Origin of the sequence: Mycolicibacter kumamotonensis (assembly GCF_002086285.1) — a bacterium.
GTDB classification, from domain to species: Bacteria; Actinomycetota; Actinomycetes; order Mycobacteriales; family Mycobacteriaceae; genus Mycobacterium; species Mycobacterium kumamotonense.
Window position 1 is genome coordinate 17,677 of sequence record NZ_MVHU01000040.1, and the last position, 17,308, is coordinate 34,984.

General features: G+C 67.4%; 17 protein-coding genes and 2 tRNA genes. 11 read left to right on the top strand and 8 right to left on the bottom strand.

What is annotated here, in order from left to right; all coding sequences use genetic code 11:
• Nucleotides 1-19: 19 nt before the first annotated feature.
• Nucleotides 20-1,018, bottom strand: a complete 999-nt coding sequence (locus BST28_RS19900) for an NAD(P)H-dependent glycerol-3-phosphate dehydrogenase (protein ID WP_083082593.1) — start codon at nucleotides 1,016-1,018, stop codon at nucleotides 20-22.
• A gap of 141 nt (nucleotides 1,019-1,159) precedes the next feature.
• Between BST28_RS19900 and cofC the strand changes: the two genes are divergently transcribed.
• The 3 genes from cofC to mutT1 all read left to right on the top strand — a co-directional run bounded on the left by cofC (nucleotide 1,160) and on the right by mutT1 (nucleotide 5,023).
• The gene (cofC, locus tag BST28_RS19905) at nucleotides 1,160-1,819 is read left to right on the top strand and encodes a 2-phospho-L-lactate guanylyltransferase (RefSeq protein WP_420093451.1); all 660 of its coding nucleotides are present in this window, start codon (nucleotides 1,160-1,162) and stop codon (nucleotides 1,817-1,819) included.
• The gene (locus BST28_RS19910) at nucleotides 1,816-4,026 is read left to right on the top strand and encodes an RNA degradosome polyphosphate kinase (RefSeq protein WP_083082567.1); all 2,211 of its coding nucleotides are present in this window, start codon (nucleotides 1,816-1,818) and stop codon (nucleotides 4,024-4,026) included. The genes cofC and BST28_RS19910 overlap by 4 nt, the downstream gene beginning before the upstream one ends.
• A gap of 64 nt (nucleotides 4,027-4,090) precedes the next feature.
• The gene (gene mutT1, locus BST28_RS19915; protein WP_083082595.1) at nucleotides 4,091-5,023 is read left to right on the top strand and encodes an 8-oxo-(d)GTP phosphatase MutT1; all 933 of its coding nucleotides are present in this window, start codon (nucleotides 4,091-4,093) and stop codon (nucleotides 5,021-5,023) included.
• Nucleotides 5,024-5,070: 47 nt separating this feature from the next.
• Here the strand turns inward: mutT1 and BST28_RS19920 are convergent, their stop codons facing one another.
• The 3 genes from BST28_RS19920 to leuC form a co-directional block, all read right to left on the bottom strand.
• Nucleotides 5,071-5,736: an HU family DNA-binding protein gene (locus BST28_RS19920; RefSeq protein ID WP_083082569.1), complete on the bottom strand. Its 666-nt coding sequence runs from the start codon at nucleotides 5,734-5,736 to the stop codon at nucleotides 5,071-5,073.
• Between the two features lie 188 nt (nucleotides 5,737-5,924).
• A complete protein-coding gene (leuD, locus tag BST28_RS19925; protein ID WP_083082572.1) occupies nucleotides 5,925-6,521 on the bottom strand; it encodes a 3-isopropylmalate dehydratase small subunit in 597 nt (198 codons plus the stop codon).
• 28 nt (nucleotides 6,522-6,549) lie between these two features.
• The gene (gene leuC / locus BST28_RS19930; RefSeq protein WP_029248836.1) at nucleotides 6,550-7,968 is read right to left on the bottom strand and encodes a 3-isopropylmalate dehydratase large subunit; all 1,419 of its coding nucleotides are present in this window, start codon (nucleotides 7,966-7,968) and stop codon (nucleotides 6,550-6,552) included.
• Nucleotides 7,969-8,013: 45 nt separating this feature from the next.
• Here leuC and BST28_RS19935 point away from each other — a divergent pair, with 45 nt between their 5' ends.
• Together BST28_RS19935 and BST28_RS19940 are read left to right on the top strand one after the other, a co-directional pair.
• Nucleotides 8,014-8,715, top strand: coding sequence for an IclR family transcriptional regulator (locus BST28_RS19935; RefSeq protein ID WP_065289035.1), 702 nt, complete (start codon nucleotides 8,014-8,016; stop codon nucleotides 8,713-8,715).
• A gap of 100 nt (nucleotides 8,716-8,815) precedes the next feature.
• Nucleotides 8,816-9,316 carry a pyridoxamine 5'-phosphate oxidase family protein gene (locus BST28_RS19940; protein WP_083082574.1) on the top strand — a complete coding sequence of 167 codons (501 nt, stop codon included), beginning with the start codon at nucleotides 8,816-8,818 and terminating at the stop codon, nucleotides 9,314-9,316.
• A gap of 54 nt (nucleotides 9,317-9,370) precedes the next feature.
• Here the strand turns inward: BST28_RS19940 and BST28_RS19945 are convergent.
• The 4 genes from BST28_RS19945 to BST28_RS19960 form a co-directional block, all read right to left on the bottom strand.
• Nucleotides 9,371-9,443 (bottom strand) — tRNA-Glu (locus BST28_RS19945).
• Nucleotides 9,444-9,514: 71 nt separating this feature from the next.
• Nucleotides 9,515-9,586 (bottom strand) — tRNA-Gln (locus tag BST28_RS19950).
• 118 nt (nucleotides 9,587-9,704) lie between these two features.
• A complete protein-coding gene (gltX, locus tag BST28_RS19955) occupies nucleotides 9,705-11,168 on the bottom strand; it encodes a glutamate--tRNA ligase (RefSeq protein ID WP_083082577.1) in 1,464 nt (487 codons plus the stop codon).
• A complete protein-coding gene (locus tag BST28_RS19960; protein ID WP_083082579.1) occupies nucleotides 11,165-11,962 on the bottom strand; it encodes a fumarylacetoacetate hydrolase family protein in 798 nt (265 codons plus the stop codon). The genes gltX and BST28_RS19960 overlap by 4 nt, the downstream gene beginning before the upstream one ends.
• A 149-nt stretch (nucleotides 11,963-12,111) precedes the next feature.
• On the opposite strand from BST28_RS19960, the gene BST28_RS19965 reads away from it, so the two are divergent.
• From BST28_RS19965 to BST28_RS19990, 6 genes are all read left to right on the top strand, one after another.
• Nucleotides 12,112-13,368: an MFS transporter gene (locus BST28_RS19965; RefSeq protein ID WP_083082598.1), complete on the top strand. Its 1,257-nt coding sequence runs from the start codon at nucleotides 12,112-12,114 to the stop codon at nucleotides 13,366-13,368.
• Between the two features lie 25 nt (nucleotides 13,369-13,393).
• Nucleotides 13,394-13,903 carry a diaminobutyrate acetyltransferase gene (gene ectA, locus BST28_RS19970; RefSeq protein WP_083082582.1) on the top strand — a complete coding sequence of 170 codons (510 nt, stop codon included), beginning with the start codon at nucleotides 13,394-13,396 and terminating at the stop codon, nucleotides 13,901-13,903.
• A gap of 188 nt (nucleotides 13,904-14,091) precedes the next feature.
• Nucleotides 14,092-15,369 carry a diaminobutyrate--2-oxoglutarate transaminase gene (ectB, locus tag BST28_RS19975; protein ID WP_019738862.1) on the top strand — a complete coding sequence of 426 codons (1,278 nt, stop codon included), beginning with the start codon at nucleotides 14,092-14,094 and terminating at the stop codon, nucleotides 15,367-15,369.
• On the top strand, nucleotides 15,366-15,773 hold the full coding sequence (locus BST28_RS19980; RefSeq protein WP_019738861.1) for an ectoine synthase: 408 nt from the start codon (nucleotides 15,366-15,368) through the stop codon (nucleotides 15,771-15,773). The genes ectB and BST28_RS19980 overlap by 4 nt, the downstream gene beginning before the upstream one ends.
• A complete protein-coding gene (gene thpD / locus BST28_RS19985; RefSeq protein WP_083082584.1) occupies nucleotides 15,770-16,660 on the top strand; it encodes an ectoine hydroxylase in 891 nt (296 codons plus the stop codon). Before BST28_RS19980 ends, thpD begins: the two co-directional genes overlap by 4 nt.
• An 8-nt stretch (nucleotides 16,661-16,668) precedes the next feature.
• Complete coding sequence (locus BST28_RS19990) at nucleotides 16,669-17,160, top strand: DUF3830 family protein (protein ID WP_083082586.1); 492 nt, start codon at nucleotides 16,669-16,671, stop codon at nucleotides 17,158-17,160.
• The last annotated feature ends 148 nt before the right edge of the window (nucleotides 17,161-17,308 follow it).

The window sequence follows — 17,308 nt, forward strand, 5'->3', positions numbered from 1 at the left end:
AGGGTACGGCAACCCGCCCTCACTCCGGTTTGGTGCGACGTCCCAGCAGCAGCGCCACCGCCTCGTTGACCGACAGCCCGGTGTGGCAGACCCGGTGCACGGCGTCGGTCAAGGGCATCTCCACGTCGTAGCTCGATGCCAGCGCCAGCACCGACTGGCACGACGTCACGCCTTCGACGACGTGACCGTCGGCCGTGCTCAGCAGCCCCTTCGAGCCCGGTATCGGCGGCATCGCCTCGCCCCGGCCGAGCCGTTCGCCGAACGACCGATTACGCGATTGCGGCGACGTGCAGGTGGCCACCAGGTCACCCACCCCGGCCAGACCGGCCAGCGTGGCGCCCTTGGCGCCGAGCGCGACTCCCAGGCGGATGATCTCGGCCAGGCCGCGGGTGATGATCGCCGCCGCGGTGTTCTCGCCCAGCCCCACCCCGGCCGCCATCCCGCAGGCGAGCGCGATGACGTTCTTGCAGGCGCCGCCGATCTCGGTGCCGATGACGTCGGCGTTGGTGTACGGGCGGAAGTAGCCGGTGTTGAGCATGCGCTGCAGCGCCACCGCACGGCCGGAGTCGGTGCAGGCGACCACCGTGGCGGCGGGCTGTTCGGCGGCGATCTCCGCGGCCAGGTTCGGGCCCGACACCACGGCGACCTGCCCGGGGTCGACCCCGGTTACCGAGGCGACCACCTGGCTCATCCGCATCAAGGTGCCCAGTTCGATGCCCTTGGCGACGCTGACCAGGGTGGCGCCCTCGGCCAGGTGCGGCGTCCATGACTCCAAGTTGGCCCGCATGGTCTGCGCCGGCACCGCGAGCACCACTGTGGTCAGGCCCTCCAGCGCCGCTGCCGGGTCGGTCGTGGCCCGCACGGCCTCGGGCACCGTGAAGCCCGGCAGATAGTCGGGGTTGCGGCGGGTCTCGTTGATCTGGTCGGCGACGTCGGACCGGCGCGCCCAGAGCCTGACCTGGCTGCCGGCGTCCGCGAGCACCTTGGCCAGGGCCGTGCCCCACGCGCCCGCTCCCATCACCGCGACTGTGCCCTCGGTCCCGACCACTTCACACCACCTCTCGTCAGCGGGTCGCCGCCATCAACCCGCCATCAACCTACTGGGGACGACGCGTGAGGGGGTGAACCCGTCGCTGGCAGGATGTCGGGTGTGAACTCCATGGCCGAGGAATCGGGTATCGGCCTGATCATCGCCGTCAAGCGGCTCAGCGTGGCCAAGACCAGGCTGGCGCCGGCCTTTCCTGCACCCTTGCGGGAGGCCGTGGTGCTGGCCATGCTGGTCGACACCATCACCGCGGCGTCGGCCGCCCGAGGGCTGGAGCACATCACCGTGGTCACCCCCGACGAAGCCGCCGCCGCGGCCGCGGCCGACCTGGGCGCCGAGGTGCTAGAGGATCCGACCCCGGACGGTCACGGCGACCCGCTGAACAACGCACTCGCCGCCGCCGAACGGGCGGTAGCCGGGTCGGTGCCGAATATCGTTGTTCTGCAAGGCGATCTACCGGCTTTGCAGTCCTACGAACTCGACGAGGCGATCGCCGCGGCCCGCGGCCATCAACGCAGCTTCGTGGCCGACCGGCATGGATTGGGCACTGCGGCACTGTTCGCGTTCGGCAGCCCCCTGGACCCGCAGTTCGGTCGGGGCTCGTCGATGCGGCATCGACAGTCGGGGGCTTTGGAGCTGACCGGAGCCTGGCCCGGCCTGCGTTGCGACATCGACACGCCCGAGGATCTGGCGGTGGCGCGGCGTCTGGGGGTCGGCCCGGCGACCACGCGTGCGCTCGCGCAATCCAAGAGCGGTGGCAGCACCACCCATTGATGAGTAATGATTTCGGAGTGGAAGAAATCGAGGTCGGCCAACTGACCGAGGCGCCCGGCGATGAGACCGACTGGCGCCCGATTGACGCCACCCCGACCGCCCCACCTGCTGCCACCGCGGCTGCGCCGACCGAGGACGCCGATGAACTGCCCGCGCACCGCTACCTGAACAGGGAGCTGAGCTGGCTGGACTTCAACGCGCGGGTGCTGGCACTGGCGGCCGACACCTCACTGCCGTTGTTGGAGCGGGCCAAGTTCCTGGCGATCTTCGCCTCCAATCTCGACGAGTTCTATATGGTCCGGGTCGCCGGGCTCAAACGCCGCGACGAGATGGGCTTGTCGGTGCGCTCGGCCGATGGCTTGACGCCGCGCGAGCAACTGCGCCGGATCGGTGAGCAGACCCAGCAGATCGCCACCCGCCATGCGCGGGTGTTTCTCGAATCGGTGCGGCCGGCGCTCGCCGACGAGGGCATCCACATCGTCACGTGGGCCGATCTGCAACCGGGTGAACGCGACCAGTTGTCGGTGTACTTCCACGAGCAGGTGTTCCCGGTCCTGACGCCGTTGGCGGTCGACCCGGCGCACCCGTTCCCGTTCGTCAGCGGGCTCAGCTTGAACCTGGCGGTGACGGTCAAGCGCCCCGAAGACGGCGGAAATCACTTCGCGCGGGTGAAAGTTCCCGACAACGTCGACCGATTCGTGGAACTCGATCCCGTCCCCAACGGCGGTGAGGGGCACCCCGAGATCCGCCTGCTACCGATGGAGGAGCTGATCGCGGCGTTCCTGCCGGTGCTGTTTCCCGGCATGGACATCGTCGAGCATCACGCGTTCCGCATCACCCGCAACGCCGATTTCGAGGTTGAGGAGGACCGCGACGAGGACCTGCTGCAGGCGTTGGAGCGGGAATTGGCACGACGCCGGTTCGGGTCACCGGTGCGCCTGGAGGTCGCCGACGACATGACCGAGAGCATGTTGGAGCTGCTGCTGCGAGAGCTCGACGTGGACCCCGGCGATGTCATCGAGGTGCCCGGCCTGTTGGATTTGTCGTCGTTGTGGCAGGTGTACCGCCAAGACCGTCCGGACCTCAAGGACCGCACCTTCGTTCCGGCCACCCACCCGGCGTTCGCCGAACGGGAAACCCCCAAAAGCATTTTCGCCACCCTGCGGGAAGGCGACGTGCTGGTGCACCACCCCTACGACTCGTTCGCCACCAGCGTGCAGCGCTTCGTCGAACAGGCCGCCGCCGACCCGGGCGTGCTGGCGATCAAACACACCCTGTACCGCACCTCGGGTGACTCGCCGATCGTCACCGCGCTGATCGACGCGGCCGAAGCCGGAAAACAGGTGGTGGCCCTGGTCGAGATCAAGGCCCGGTTCGACGAGCAGGCCAACATCAAGTGGGCCCGTAAGCTGGAACAAGCCGGCGTGCATGTGGTGTACGGGCTGATCGGGCTCAAGACGCACTGCAAGGTCGCGTTGGTGGTGCGCCGTGAGGGCTCGGCGATCCGGCGGTACTGCCATATCGGCACCGGCAACTACAACAGCAAGACCGCACGCCTCTACGAGGACATCGGGCTGCTGACCGCCGACCCGGATATCGGCGCCGACCTGACCGACCTGTTCAACTCACTGACCGGCTACTCGCGGAAGATGGAGTACCGCAACCTGTTGGTGGCCCCGCACGGCGTGCGGGCCGGGATCATCGAACGCATCGAACGTGAGATCGCCGCGCATCGCAGCGACGGGCAGGGCCGGATCCGGCTGAAACTCAACTCTCTGGTCGACGAGCAGGTGATCGACGCGCTTTATCGCGCGTCGCGGGCAGGTGTGCAGGTCGAATTGGTAGTACGCGGAATCTGCGCGTTGCGGCCGGGAGTCGAAGGCTTCTCCGAAAACATCGTTGTGCGATCGATTCTCGGACGTTTTCTGGAGCACTCCCGCATCATCGAATGCCGCGCCATCGGCGAATTCTGGATCGGCAGCGCCGACATGATGCACCGCAACCTGGACCGGCGGGTCGAGGTGATGGTGCAGGTGAAGGATCCGCGTCTGACCGCTCAACTGGGCGACGTGTTCGACTCCGCGATGGACCCGGCCACCCGCTGCTGGGAACTCGGGCCGGACGGGCAGTGGACTGCCGCGCCGCACGACGGCGCGACGGTGCGCGACCACCAGGTGTCATTGATGGAACGACACCGCAATCCCTGACCTGCCGGCCGATCGGCCGGCAGCTGCCATCGAAGAGGCCCCGAATTGACCTGCAGGAGTGAAGGTGCACACAAAGACCTCGTCGAATGGCTCGGTCCCGGCGGACAGAATCATCCACGCCGCCGGCGCGGTGCTGTGGCGCAAGCGGCGAAAGGCCGTCGAGGTGGCGCTCATCCACCGCCCCCGCTATGACGACTGGTCACTTCCCAAAGGCAAAGTCGATCCCGGGGAGACCGAGCCGGTGACGGCGGTACGGGAGATCTTCGAAGAGACCGGCCAGCATGCCCACCTGGGTCGCCGGCTGGGTTCGATCAGCTATCCGATCGCCCAGGGCGTCAAGAAGGTGCACTACTGGAACGCGCGGGGGCTCGGCGGTGATTTCGTGCCCAACCACGAGGTCGACGATATGGTCTGGCTGCCGGTCAGCGCCGCGATGAAGGAACTGCACTACCCCCACGACCGGAAGATACTGCGACGGTTCGCCAAGGCGCCCGCCGACACCCAGACGGTGTTGGTGGTGCGGCACGGCACCGCCGGGCGCCGCTCCCGGTTCTCCGGTGATGACACCCTGCGGCCGCTCGACAAGAAGGGCCGGGCGCAGGCCGAGGCGCTCACCGGTCTGCTATTGGCCTTCGGCGCCAGCGAGGTCTACGCGGCCGATCGGGTGCGCTGTCATCAGACCGTCGAACCGCTGGCCGCCGAACTCGGCGTGGCCGTGCACAACGAGCCCTTGCTGACTGAAGAGGCCTACAACCACACGCCGAAGAAGGCCCGGCGCAGGGTGCTCGAGATCGCCCGCTTGGGCGGCACCCCGGTTATCTGCACGCAGGGCAAGGTGATTCCGGACCTGATCACCTGGTGGTGCGCCCGCGATGGCATCACCCCGGACAAGTCCCGCAATCGCAAGGGCAGCACCTGGGTGCTGTCACTGTCGGCAGGACGGTTGATCGCCGCAGACCACCTCGGCAGTCCGCTGGCGGCGCGCGCCCTGGTGTGAACAACCGGGCGCCGCGGGGGTTCCCCGCGGCGCCCGGCTATTCGTTGTTACTTACGGCCTTTTCGTGCCGTGGCCTTGGTGGCCTTCTTGGCCGGGGCCTTCTTGGCGGCGGCTTTCTTGGCCGGGGCCTTGGTCGCGGCCTTGCGGACCGGGGCCTTGGTCGCCGTCTTCTTGGCGGTCACCTTCTTGGCCGGAGCCTTGGTCGCCGTCTTCTTGGCGGCCACCTTCTTGGCCGGAGCCTTCTTCACTGCGGCCTTGGTGGCCTTGGTGGCCTTCTTCGGCGCGGCCTTGGCTGCCTTGCGCACCGGAGCCTTGGCCGCCGTCTTCTTGGCGGCGGCCTTGGTGGCCTTCTTTGCCGGCGACTTCTTAGCCGCCTTCTTCGCCGCGGTGGTGCCGGCACCACGCTTGACCGCGAGACCCTCGGACGGGACGCGCTGCGCGCCAGAAACAATGGCCTTGAACTGCGCACCCGGACGGAATGCGGGGACAGATGTCGGCTTCACCTTGACCGTCTCACCGGTGCGGGGATTGCGGGCCACGCGCGCGGCGCGACGACGGCGCTCGAAAACGCCAAACCCGGTGATGGTGACGCTCTCACCCTTGTGGACGGCGCGCACAATGGCATTGACGAAATGCTCCACGGCCTCGGTCGCCGACCGCCGGTCGGTGTCCAATTCCTTTGTGAGCACCTCGATGAGCTCTGCTTTGTTCATCCAATCCCTCCGAAACCAGTGGCCCTACTTGAGCCGACTAGAGCACACGGTAAACCCTGATACCACTGATATCCAAGAGCCACGCGCAATTTCAGATGAGATTATCGGCCAATTTCGCAATCCGGTTACCGCCCTTGGGTGCTGACCGGACTGTTCAATCGACCAGAATTAGGCCCGTCGGAGTGCCGTCAAGAGGCCGGGACGGTCCGCGGTTTCCAGCTCGGGCGGGCCGTCTCAAAGGAGTCGATCTCATCGAGTTTCCGCAGCGTAAGGCCTATATCGTCGAGCCCCTCGGACAGCCGCCAGGCGGTGTAGTCGTCAATCGTGAACGCCACCACCGCCGTTCCGGCAGTGATATTCCGATCTTGAAGATTGACAGTGATTTCCAGTCCGGGGCTTCCCTCGATGAGTTTCCAGAGCAGTTCGACGTCATCCTGGGCCACCTGAGCCGCCAGCAACCCCGCCTTGCCGGCGTTCCCCCTGAAGATGTCGGCGAAACGTGAGGAGATCACCACCCGGAATCCGTAGTCGAGCAGTGCCCACACCGCATGCTCCCGCGACGAACCGGTACCGAATTCCGGCCCGGCGACCAGCACCGAACCCCGGTCGAACGGCTTGAGATTCAGAACGAATGACGGGTCGGTACGCCAGGTGGCGAACAGGCCGTCTTCGAACCCGGTGCGGGTGATGCGCTTCAAATAGACCGCGGGAATGATCTGGTCGGTGTCGACATTGGACCGCCGCAGCGGGACTCCGATTCCGGTATGGGTGCGAAAAGCTTCCATGACTAGACTCCTTTAAATACCGTGGCGGTCAGTTCAAGTCGGCGGGGGCCGACAGCGTCCCGCGGACCGCGGTGGCGGCCGCCACGACCGGAGACACCAGATGGGTACGCCCGCCCTTGCCCTGCCGGCCCTCGAAATTGCGGTTGGAGGTCGACGCGCAACGCTGGCCCGGCGCAAGCTGATCCGGGTTCATCCCCAGACACATCGAGCAGCCGGGCTGGCGCCATTCGGCGCCCGCGGCGGTGAAAACCTCGGCGAGGCCCTCGGCTTCGGCCTGGTTGCGCACCCGCATCGATCCCGGCACCACAAGCATCCGCACGCCTTCGGCGACCCGCCGGCCGCGCAGCACATCGGCCACCGCGCGCAGGTCCTCGATGCGACCATTGGTACACGACCCGACGAACACCGTGTCCACCGCGATGTCACGCATCGGCGTCCCCGGGCGAAGGTCCATGTAGGCCAACGCCTTCTCGGCGGCCCGCCGCTGGGCCTCGTCGCTGATCGTCTCCGGATCCGGGACGGCCGCACCCAACGGCACTCCCTGTCCGGGGTTGGTGCCCCAGGTGACGAAGGGGGTCAGCTGGGAGGCGTCCAGGTAGACCTCGGCGTCGAACCGGGCACCCGGGTCGGTGCGCAAGCTGTCCCAGTAGGCCACGGCGGCATCCCAGTCCGCGCCCTTCGGGGCATGCGGGCGGTCCCGTAGGTACTCGTAGGTGATCGCATCGGGGGCCACCATCCCGGCCCGGGCCCCCGCCTCAATACTCATGTTGCAGATCGTCATCCGGGCCTCCATCGACAGTGCCTCGATGGCACTGCCCCGGTACTCGAGTACATAGCCCTGACCGCCACCGGTGCCGATCTGGGCGATCACCGCCAGGATGATGTCTTTGGCCGTGACCCCCGACGGCAGCCGACCCTCCACGGTGACCGCCATCGTCTTGAACGGCCGCAGCGGCAACGTCTGGGTGGCCAGCACATGTTCGACCTCAGAGGTCCCGATTCCCATCGCCAGCGCACCGAACGCGCCGTGGGTGGAGGTGTGACTGTCGCCGCAGACGACGGTGGTGCCGGGCTGGGTGAGGCCCAGTTGCGGCCCGATGATGTGCACGATGCCCTGGTCGATGTCGCCCATCGGGTGCAACCGGATACCGAATTCGGCACAGTTGCGCCGCAGCGTCTCGACCTGGGTGCGCGACACCGGGTCGGCGATCGGCTTGTCGATGTCGACCGTCGGGACGTTGTGGTCCTCGGTGGCGATGGTCAGATCCGGGCGCCGCACTCCACGGCCGGCCAGGCGCAGGCCCTCGAAGGCCTGCGGGCTGGTGACCTCGTGGACCAGATGCAGATCGATGTAGATCAGGTCGGGTTCGGTTCCGCCGCCGGAGACCACGACGTGGTCGGCCCAGACCTTTTCGGCCAGGGTGCGAGGCTGTTGCGTCATTGCCATCCCCAAATTTGCCTGTCTCACATTATGAGACGTTAGTATCTGTATATGGGACAGCATAGCGGCATCGGCGTTCTGGACAAAGCCCTGGCGGTGCTGCACACCGTCGCCGAATCACCGTGTGGACTGGCCGAACTGTGCGATCGCACCGGCCTGCCCCGCGCCACCGCCCATCGGTTGGCCGCCGGCCTGGAGGCACACCGGCTGCTCGGGCGCGATGGTGACGGGCGCTGGCAGATCGGTCCCGCGATCAGCGAACTGGCGGCCCGCGCCGACGACCCGCTTCTTGCGGCCGGTGGGACGGTGCTGGCGCGTCTGCGCGAGATCACCGGGGAAAGCGCACAGTTGTATCGCCGCGAGGGCTCCACGCGGGTCTGCGTGGCGGCGCTGGAACCGCCTGCGGGGCTGCGCGACACGGTTCCGGTCGGCGCCCGGCTTCCGATGACCGCCGGCTCGGGAGCCAAGGTCCTGCTGGCCTACGCCGAACCGGCACTCCAGCAGGAAGTGCTGGCGCAGGCCAAGTTCACCAGCCGCACCCTGTCGGAGGTGCGCCGCCGGGGCTGGGCGCAGAGCATCGCCGAGCGTGAGCCCGGTGTGGCCAGCGTCTCAGCACCGGTACGCGATCAGCGCGGCGCGGTGGTGGCGGCCATCTCGGTCTCGGGCCCGATCGACCGCTTGGGGCGGCGCCCCGGCGCACGCTGGGCCGCCGATCTCCTCGCCGCCGCCGACGCGCTCACCGCGCTGTTGTAACCCGGGCGCGAGCAGACACAGAGTCGCATGCCGCCAACCGGTTCCATGCGATTCCGCGTCTGCTCGCCGGGCGAACCGGTGCGCCTGCCAGACTGCTGGAATGGGAACCAAGCAGCGCGCACAGATCGTCATGACCGATGCCGAGGTCGCCGACTTCGTCACGACCAACCGCACCGGAACGCTGGCCACCATCGGACCCGACGGCCAGCCGCACCTGACCGCGATGTGGTACGCGGTGCTCGACGGCGAGATCTGGCTCGAGACCAAGGCCAAGTCACAGAAGGCGGTCAACCTGCGCCGTGATCCGCGGGTCAGCTTCCTGTTGGAAGCCGGCGAGACCTACGACACCCTGCGCGGGGTGTCCTTCGAGGGCATCGCGGAGATCGTCGACGACCCGGACACCCTCTTCCGGGTGGGAGTCAGCGTCTGGGAGCGCTACACCGGTCCCTACACCGACGAGATGAAGCCGGCCGTCGACGCGATGATGAATAACCGGGTGGCTGTGCGCATCGTCACACAACGCGCCCGATCCTGGGACCACCGCAAGCTGGGGCTGCCCGCGATGCCGCTGGGCGGATCCACCGCGCCGACGACCGAGTAGGCCTCACATTCCAAAAAAGGCCCGCACCTGCGTCAGGTGCGGGCTTTTTCTCTGTACCCCCGATGGGATTCGAACCCACGCTACCGCCGTGAGAGGGCGGCGTCCTAGGCCGCTAGACGACGGGGGCTAGAACATCCGGGTTGTCAGCATAGCCCAACCCATACGGACCGCCTAATCGCTTGGGGCGGACCGGCTTTGCTGGGGTACCAGGACTCGAACCTAGAATGGCTGAACCAGAATCAGCTGTGTTGCCAATTACACCATACCCCAATGACCACTAATGGCCTGGCCATAACCGCTGGTCAGAGTGCCGGTCGGGCACTTCGAGCCAGCCGCTGTGGGCCGACGTGCAGACTACCAAACTTCTACCGCGAAGTACTCATCGCGCTCACCCCACGCCGTTCCGGGCGGCCCGCAACCGGGCCAGGCTGCGCTCCGCTCCCAGCAGCTCCAGCGACTCGAACAGCGGCGGGCTGACCAACCCCCCGGTGACGGCGACCCGGACCGGGCCGAACGCCTTACGCGGTTTGAGCTCCAGGTCGTCCAGCAGCGCGGCCTTCAGCGCGGCCTCGATGGCCTCGGTGGTCCAGTCCCGCACGCCCTCCAGCGCCGCGATGGCCGCGTCCAGCACCGGGGCGGCGTCGGGCCCCAGCTCCTTGGCCACAGCACGCGGGTCCAGCGCGTACTCGTCGTCGTTGAAGAATTTCAGCAATCCCCAGGCGTCGCCCAGCACCACGATGCGGGTCTGCACCAGTGCCGCGGCCGTCGCGAACGCGGCGTCGTCGAGCCCGGTGTCATGACCGTGGGTGTCGAAATAGGCGCGCAGTCGCGCGGTGAAGTCTTGCGCGTCGAGCATCCGGATGTGCTCAGCGTTGAGCGCATCGGCCTTCTTCTGGTCGAACCGGGCCGGATTGGAGTTGACGTCGGCCACATCGAAGGCGGCGACCATCTCGTCGAGACTGAACACATCGCGGTCATCGGCGATGGACCAGCCCAGCAGCGCCAGATAGTTCAGCAACCCCTCCGGGATGAAACCGCGGTCCCGGTGCGCGAACAGGTTCGACTGCGGGTCGCGCTTGGACAGCTTCTTGGTTCCTTCGCCCAAAACCGTTGGCAGGTGCGCGAACTCCGGAATGCGGTCGGCCACTCCGATACGTATCAATGCCTGATACAGCGCGATCTGACGCGGCGTGGACGGCAACAGGTCCTCGCCGCGCAGTACATGGGTGATCCTCATCATCGCGTCGTCGACCGGGTTGACCAACGTGTACAGCGGATCCCCGTTGGCACGCGTCAGCGCGAAGTCGGGCACCGTCCCGGCCGGGAAGGACGTCGGCCCGCGCACCAGGTCATCCCAGCCCAGCTCGACGTCGGGCATCCGCAACCGCACGACGGGCTTGCGACCCTCGGCCAGGTAGCCGGCACGTTGATCGTCGGTCAGGTCCCGGTCGAAGTTGTCGTAACCCAGCTTGGGATTGCGCCCGGCGGCGAGGTGGCGGGCCTCGACCTCCTGCGGCGTCGAGAACGCCTGGTAGGCCTCCCCGGCGGCCAGCAGCTGTGCGACCACATCCCGATAGATGTCGGTGCGCTGCGACTGCCGGTAGGGACCGTAGGGGCCGCCCACTTCGGGCCCCTCGTCCCAGTCCAGGCGCAGCCAGCGCAGGGCGTCGAGCAGCGCGAGATAGCTCTCCTCGCTGTCACGTTGGGCGTCGGTGTCCTCCACCCGGAAGACCAACGTGCCACCGGTGTGTCGGGCATAGGCCCAGTTGAACAGCGCGGTGCGGATCAGGCCGACGTGCGGCGTGCCGGTCGGAGACGGGCAGAACCGGACGCGAACAGCAGGTGCGGTCACGACTTTCCTTTGCGGATAACCGGATTGGTGAGGGTCCCGATGCCCTCGACAGAGATGGACACGGTGTCACCGTGTTCGATGGGGCCGACACCCTCGGGGGTGCCGGTGAGAATGAGGTCGCCGGGCAGCAGGGTCATCACCGCGGAGATCCACTCCACGATGGCGCCGATGTCGTGGATCATCAGCGAGGTCCGGCTGTCCTGCTTGACCTCCCCGTTGACCTCGGTACGGATCGCCAGATCCGCCGGGTCGAGGTCGGTGACGATCCACGGCCCGACCGGACAGAAGGTGTCGTGCCCCTTGGCCCGGGTCCACTGCCCGTCGGCCTGCTGCTGGTCGCGGGCCGAGACGTCGTTGCCGATGGTGTAACCGAGGATGTTGTCCTTGGCCCGGGCCGCCGGAACGTCCTTGCACGGCCGCGAGATCACCACCGCCAGCTCACCCTCGTAGTGGACCGGGGAGGCATTGGCGGGCAGCTGGATCGGCACGTTCGGCCCGACGATCGCGGTGTTGGGCTTGAGAAACATCGTCGGGTTGGCCGGTGGCGCCGATCCCATCTCGGCGATGTGGGCCGCGTAGTTCTTCCCGATGCAGACCACCTTGCTGGCCAGGATCGGGGCCAGCAGGCGCACGTCGGCCAGTGGCCAGGCCCTGCCGGTGAACTCCGGTGTGCCGAACGGGTGCTCGGCGATCTCACGGGCGGTCATCGCGGTCATGTCATCGGGCCGGTCCGGATCGCCTTCCAAGCTGACGAAGGCGACGCCGTCCGGGCTGGCAATTCGGCCTAGGCGCATTCGTGCAAGCCTAGTGTTCCTGCCCGGCAGACACCCAGTCGCACTTGGCTGGGCCGATTCGTGCGCGTCCGACGGGCCGCCCCGCCCGAGGAGGTACTCGGGGTGCGCGTTGACACTTCGTTGGGGCCGGTTTGTGGAACCATGACCAGGTGTCCACGGAGCCGGTCAGCAGCGCTACACGCTGGTCAGTAGTCATCGTGGCGTTGGCGGCGACGCTGTGCTCGTTTGTGTTCATCAACGGCATCGCCTTCGTCATCCCGATGCTGGAGACCAAGCGGGAGACCAACCTGGCGGTGGCCGGTCTGCTGGCCTCGATGCCGAGCTTCGGCATGGTGCTGACCTTGATCGGGTGGGGCGCCCTGCTGGACCGGTTCGGTGAGCGGATCGTGTTGTCCGTCGGCTCCGCGCTGACCGCGCTGGCCACCTTCGGGGCCGCGTCGATGCATTCCCTGGTTGCGGTGGGCGGCTTCCTTTTTCTGGGCGGCATGGCCGCCGCCAGCGCCAACAACGCCAGTGGCCGGCTGGTGACCGGCTGGTTCCCGCCGCACCAGCGCGGGCTGGTGATGGGGATCCGCCAGACGGCACAGCCGTTGGGAATCGCGTTGGGGGCCGAGGTCATTCCGGAACTGGCCGAGCACGGCTTGGCGCGGGCGCTGATGTTCCCTGCGACACTGTGCGCGGTGGCGGCGGTGGCATGCGCCATCGGCGTGGTCGATCCGCCCCGCAGGCCGCGGTCGGCGGCGACGGGCACGGAGTTGTCCAACCCCTACAGCGGCTCGAAGGTGCTGTGGCGCATCCATTTGTCCTCGGCGCTGCTGATGGTTCCGCAGTGCGTGTTGTCCACCTTCATGCTGGTGTGGCTGATCGTCGACACCGACTGGTCGATCGCCGCCGCCGGCGGCCTGGTGACCGTGTCCCAGTTGCTCGGCGCGGCCGGGCGGGTGATGGCCGGACGATGGTCCGATCGCGTGCGGTCGCGGCTACGGCCGATCCGCAGCATCGCCGCCGCCGGTGTGGTGGCGATGGTGGTGCTCGGGGTGACCGATCATCTGCACTCCCACCTGGCCGAGGCGGCGATGGTCGTCGCGGCGGTGATCAGCGTGCTGGACAACGGGCTGTCGTCGACCGCGGTCGCCGAGATCGCCGGGCCGTACTGGAGCGGACGCGCACTGGGCACGCAGAACACCACCCAGCGGCTCACCGCCGGAATCGCTCCCCCGGTGTTCGGCGCGCTGATCGGCGCCGTCGGCTATCCGTTGGCCTTTGCACTGTGCGGACTGTTCCCGCTGGCCGCGTGGCGGTTGGTGCCGGTCAGCGCGGAGCCCGAGGGCCGCTCGGCGCTCGAGGCGCTGCGAACTCTGCGGTATCCGCCCGAGGCGCCACCCGACCCGACCGCCAAACCGTGAGCCGGCCCAACGTACCGTCGATGAGATGACCGACCCGGCTGATATCCAGTTGCGCACGCCGACCGTGGCGGACGGTCCAGCCCTGTGGCAGATGGCGGTGGACAGCGCCACACTCGACGTCAACGCGCCCTACGCCTATCTGTTGTGGTGCCGCGATTTCGCCGCCACCTCCGTGATCGCCGAGGTCGACGGGCAGCCGGCCGGTTTCGTCACCGGCTACCGCCGCCCGCAGCAACCCGGAACGCTGATGGTCTGGCAGGTCGCGGTGAATGACGCCCACCGCGGCATGGGCCTGGCCGGCCGGATGCTCGATCATCTGGCGACCGCGCTGGTGGCCGACGGCGGCACGCACCTTGAGACGTCGATCACACCGGACAACGAGGCCAGTCGCCGGCTGTTCAGCGCCTTCGCCCGCCGATGGGACGCCGCCCTGGACTGCTCGGAGCTGTTCGGAGCCGGTTTGTTTCCCGAGTCCCATCTCGCCGAGGAGCTGTTTCGGATCGGGCCGCTGCGGGTAACCCCTGCCCGTTATTGACAGCACGGCAAGCTTGAGATCACAAATCGGTCTCGGTAAGGTCACGACCGCGCAAACGTGAGCCCCGGCAGACCTAGCCGGGGGCATCCGAGCGGGGTGGTGGGTCGAGCCGAGATCACCCGCGGCACGAGTTAGAAGTCGACCTGTCGTTCCGTTCCGTTGTATGTGACCGACGGACGGAGGAAACCATGAGCATTTTCGAAACCCTTGAATCCGAGGTACGGAGTTATTGCCGGTCGTGGCCGGTGACGTTCGACCGCGCGAAGGGCTCCCGGATGTGGGACGTCGACGGCAACGAATACGTGGACTTCTTCGCCGGCGCCGGCGCGCTCAACTACGGCCACAACCACCCGGACCTGCGTGGCCCGCTGCTGGAGTACCTGAGCTCGGACCGGGTGGTACACAGCCTGGACATGAACACCGCTGCCAAGGGCGCGTTCTTGGAGCGGTTCAACGAGGTGATCCTCAAACCGCGCGGGCTGGACTACCGGGTGCAGTTCCCCGGCCCCACCGGAACCAACGCGGTGGAGTCGGCGCTGAAACTGGCCCGCAAGGTCACCGGCAAGGAAAGCATCATCAGCTTCACCAACGCATTTCACGGCATGACGCTGGGCGCGTTGAGTGTCACCGGTAACTCGATGAAGCGCGGCGGAGCCGGCATTCCGCTGGTGCACGCCACCCCGATGCCCTACGACAACTACCTCGACGGCGTCACCCCGGACTTCATCTGGTTCGAGCGACTGTTGCAGGACAGCGGCAGCGGCCTCAACGAGCCGGCCGCGGTGATCGTCGAGACCGTGCAGGGCGAAGGCGGGATCAATGTGGCCCGGCTGGAATGGCTGCACGGGCTGGCCGAACTCTGCAAACGCCACGAGCTGCTGCTGATCGTCGACGACGTCCAGATGGGTTGCGGACGCACCGGACCGTTCTTCAGCTTCGAGGCGGCCGACATCGTCCCGGACATCGTCTGCCTGTCCAAGTCGATCAGCGGCTACGGGCTGCCGATGGCGCTGACGCTGTTCAAGCCCGAACTCGATGTGTGGGAGCCCGGCGAGCACAACGGCACCTTCCGCGGCCAGAACCCGTCCTTCGTCACCGCCACCGCGGCGCTGAACTTCTGGACCGACAATCTGTTGGAGAAGCAGGTGATTCGCAAGGGCGAGCAGATCGACCAGGCGCTGCGCGAGGTGATCGAACCCTTCGACGGGGTCGAGACCCGTGGCCGTGGCCTGATCCGGGGTGTGGCGTTCGAGCGACCCGAGTTGGCGGGTGCCGTGCAGAAGGAGGCGTTCGCCCGGGGGCTGCTGTTGGAGACCTCGGGACCCGAAGGTGAGGTGCTGAAGCTGATGCCGCCCTTGGTCATCGACGACGACGACCTGTCCGAGGGCCTGACCATCGCGGCGGAATCGATCGAGGCCGTCGCCGCCCGTGAACTCGTCGGAACTACCTCAGGAGCCAATCGATGATCGTTCGTACCCTTGCCGAGATCAAAGGCACCGACCGCGACGTGCAGGCCAAGACCTGGAACAGCCAGCGGCTGCTGCTGGCTCGGGACGGGCAACGGTTCTCCCTGCACGAGACCATCCTCTACGCCGGCACCGAGACCTCGATGTGGTACGCCAACCACGTCGAGGCGGTGTACTGCGTCGGCGGCGAAGGTGAGCTGACCAACGAGGAGACCGGCGAGGTGCACCCGCTTCGCGACGGCACCCTTTACCTGCTCGACGGGCACGAGCACCACCGCGTCACCGCCCACACCGACCTGCGCATGGTATGCGTGTTCGACCCGCCGGTCACCGGTCAGGAGGTGCACGACGAGACCGGCGCCTATCCCCTGCTCACCGAGGAGACCCAGGAGGCCGCGTCTTGACCACTGCTGTCACCGACAACTACCCCACTCGCAACAACGTGGCGATCGGCATCGAGCCGCGGCGTGACCCGGTGGTGTGGGCGACGGATGCCGGCAGTGGGCCCCTGCCACCCGCCGGCGTCGAGGCTTTCGACGCCGACGGATTCCTGTCCGTCAACGCCTTGGTGGACGCCGACGTCGTCGCGGACCTGCGCAACGAGCTCGACCGGCTGCGCGCCGACCCGGCGCTGGCGGCCGACGAGCGCTCGATCTGCGAACGCGACAGCGGCCAGATCCGGTCGATCTTCGAGGTGCACCGGATCAGCCCGGCGTTCGCCGCCCTGGTCGCCGATCAGCGCCTGGTCGGCCCGGTCCGCCAGTTGCTCGGCTCGGAGGTGTACGTGCACCAGAGCCGGGTCAATTTCAAGCCGGGCTTCAACGGACGAGAGTTCTACTGGCACTCCGACTTCGAGACCTGGCACGCCGAGGACGGCATGCCCGCCCCGCGTGCGATCAGCGTTTCGGTGGCCCTCACCGAGAACCTGGACACCAACGGTTCGCTGATGATCATGCCCGGCTCGCACCGGTGGTTCGTGTCGTGCCCGGACGAGACGCCACCGGATCACTACCGCTCATCGCTGAAGCAGCAGGAGGTCGGCACCCCCGACGACGACAGTCTGACCTGGATGGCCGACCAGCACGGCATCCGTCAGATCACCGGCCCGGCCGGGTCGGCGGTGTTCTTCGACAGCAACTGCATGCACGGGTCGAGCAGCAACATCACGCCCTACCCGCGATCGAACGTCTTCATCGTCTACAACAGCGTGGAGAACACCCTGGTGGAGCCGTTCGGCGCCGCCACTCCGCGGCCGACTTTCATCGCCAGCCGCACCTTCAACCCGGTGTAGAGACTGCTGTGGCTCGTTTCCTGTCGATCACACTGACCAGCCGTGGTGTGTCCTGTCGGGCGCGACTGCTCGACGACCAGGCTCCCCGGACCTGCGCCGTGGTGTGGGATGCGTTGCCGGTCGCCGGCCAGGCCTACCACGGCAAATATGCCCGCAACGAGGTGTACACGCTGCTGCCGCCGATGGGCACACCGGGACGGGAGAACACCACGGTGACGCCGATCCCGGGCGACGTCTGTTTCTTCAGCTTCGACGCCGGCGACATCGGTAATCCCGCCTACGGTTATGAGGAAGGCGGGCAAGGGAATTCACCGCTCGGCGCGACCGATCTGGCGATCTTCTACGGCCGCAACAACCTGCTGCTCAACGGCGACGTCGGCTGGGTGCCGGGCAATGTGTTCGCGACGATCGAAGAGGGGCTGGCCGAGATGGCGGCCGCGTGCAACGACCTGTGGATGGCCGGCGCGATCGGCGAACGGCTGGCCTTCGCGCGGGCTTAGTTCCCCCGGCGAACAGACACAGAATCGCACGAATCGCCCTCGGACAGTGCGATTCTGCGGCTGCTCGTGGTCTAGGACTCTGCTGAATTAGTGGCCTGAGGGGCGGGGTGCCTCGTGGCGCTTGTTGGCGCTGATCTGAAGTCAGACC

Bases quoted from the DNA above. Each gene is read 5' to 3' on its own strand.
- BST28_RS19900 (WP_083082593.1), bottom strand. From the start codon at position 1,018: ATGGGAGCGGGCGCGTGGGGCACGGCCCTGGCCAAGGTGCTCGCGGAC.
- cofC (WP_420093451.1), top strand. From the start codon at position 1,160: ATGGCCGAGGAATCGGGTATCGGCCTGATCATCGCCGTCAAGCGGCTC.
- BST28_RS19920 (WP_083082569.1), bottom strand. From the start codon at position 5,736: ATGAACAAAGCAGAGCTCATCGAGGTGCTCACAAAGGAATTGGACACC.
- leuD (WP_083082572.1), bottom strand. From the start codon at position 6,521: ATGGAAGCTTTTCGCACCCATACCGGAATCGGAGTCCCGCTGCGGCGG.
- leuC (WP_029248836.1), bottom strand. From the start codon at position 7,968: ATGGCAATGACGCAACAGCCTCGCACCCTGGCCGAAAAGGTCTGGGCC.
- BST28_RS19935 (WP_065289035.1), top strand. From the start codon at position 8,014: ATGGGACAGCATAGCGGCATCGGCGTTCTGGACAAAGCCCTGGCGGTG.
- BST28_RS19940 (WP_083082574.1), top strand. From the start codon at position 8,816: ATGGGAACCAAGCAGCGCGCACAGATCGTCATGACCGATGCCGAGGTC.
- BST28_RS19960 (WP_083082579.1), bottom strand. From the start codon at position 11,962: ATGCGCCTAGGCCGAATTGCCAGCCCGGACGGCGTCGCCTTCGTCAGC.
- ectA (WP_083082582.1), top strand. From the start codon at position 13,394: ATGACCGACCCGGCTGATATCCAGTTGCGCACGCCGACCGTGGCGGAC.
- ectB (WP_019738862.1), top strand. From the start codon at position 14,092: ATGAGCATTTTCGAAACCCTTGAATCCGAGGTACGGAGTTATTGCCGG.
- BST28_RS19980 (WP_019738861.1), top strand. From the start codon at position 15,366: ATGATCGTTCGTACCCTTGCCGAGATCAAAGGCACCGACCGCGACGTG.